The organism is Vibrio sp. Vb0349 (assembly GCF_033338975.1).
This window is the reverse complement of the sequence record NZ_JAWOTS010000240.1, coordinates 1-1,318: the sequence shown is the minus strand read 5'-3', so window position 1 is coordinate 1,318 and position 1,318 is coordinate 1. Positions and strand designations below refer to the sequence as shown.

General features: G+C 45.6%; 2 protein-coding genes. One reads left to right on the top strand and one right to left on the bottom strand.

Features of this window, described 5'->3' with window-relative positions:
• Positions 1-210, top strand: a 210-nt coding sequence (locus R7Q47_RS24885; protein ID WP_318089962.1) for a DNA/RNA non-specific endonuclease, incomplete at its 5' end; no start/stop codon positions are given.
• A gap of 91 nt (positions 211-301) precedes the next feature.
• Here R7Q47_RS24885 and rlmM read toward each other — a convergent pair.
• The coding region (gene rlmM, locus R7Q47_RS24880; RefSeq protein WP_318089960.1) for a 23S rRNA (cytidine(2498)-2'-O)-methyltransferase RlmM at positions 302-1,318 on the bottom strand (1,017 nt) is incomplete at its 5' end.

The following is a 1,318-nucleotide window of genomic DNA, read 5'->3' as shown; positions in this document are numbered from 1 at the left end:
AAAGTCATTCTTGATCCAAGCTTTGACGAAGCCATTGCGTTCATTGTCCCGCATCGTGATGTTTCAAGCTCTGAGTTAACCAACTTTATTACCACCATTGACGAAGTTGAACGTCAAACTGGATTAGACTTTTTTGCTCAAACGCCAGATAGCATCGAAGACAACATGGAATCAGTAAAATGGGAAGAGATGTGGCCAACCAACCAGTAATTGAGTGACTATCGCGATTCCTAAACCGCAATAAAAAAGCGCCTGAAGTAGGCGCTTTTTTAATAATGTTCAACCACATAGAAACGATAGCTTAGTGCGGAGAGATGTTAGATAGACACTGAATGTGAATCGTGATCTCTTCACGGTCATGATACAGATGCTTCGCTTGCAGCTTGAATTTCACCTTGTTCTCAATCAAGAACATTTTTAGATTTTCAAGATCTTGCAGTACTTCATCGTAACGACCTTTCATTGGCAATTTCAGGTTAAAGATGGCTTCTTTCGCCCAACCTTTAAGCAGCCATTGGCCCATAAGATGTGCCACGCGAGCTGGTTTCTCAACCATATCACACACAATCCAAGTCACGTTCTTACGGTCTGGTTCAAACTTAAAGCCATCCACCATGTGGTGCTTAATTTGACCGGTTTCCATCAAGCTGTCTGCCATCATGCCATTATCAACACAATGAACGAACATAGAACGTTTCACTAATTGGTACGTCCAACCACCTGGACATGCACCTAAGTCAACGCCCCACATGCCTGGCGCTAAACGCTCATCCCACTCATCTCGCGGAATAAATACGTGGAAAGCTTCTTCCAGTTTTAGCGTTGAGCGGCTTGGTGCGTCTGCTGGGAATTTCAAGCGAGGGATACCCATAAAGAACTGCGAGTTGTTGCCTGGTAGAGAGTACCCCACGTAGCAATGACCCGGTGCGACAAAACAGATGTGTAGCACTGGCTTCTTCGCGTTGTCTTTATTCCACATCAAGCCTTTTCCACGCAACGCTTGGCGCATTGGCACGGTGAACTTGCGGCAGAACTTCAATAGCTCTTTTGCTTCGTTCGTGTCTGGCGTTTCGATACGTAGATCGCCACAACGTGGGAACGATTCAAACTCTGACAGCTCGGCAAGAATTGGGCTGATGCGGTCTTCACTTGGCAGCGCTTCAAATTCAGCCGCTACAGCAAACATCTGACGCGCAAAAATCAATGAGCTAAAGTCTAAACCTTTAACTAGCTTCTCTGCGTCTCCATCTTGGTAACACTCGAAGACAACATAACCTGAGTTTCTCTTCACACGAGGGAAGCCATACACTTCCAACTG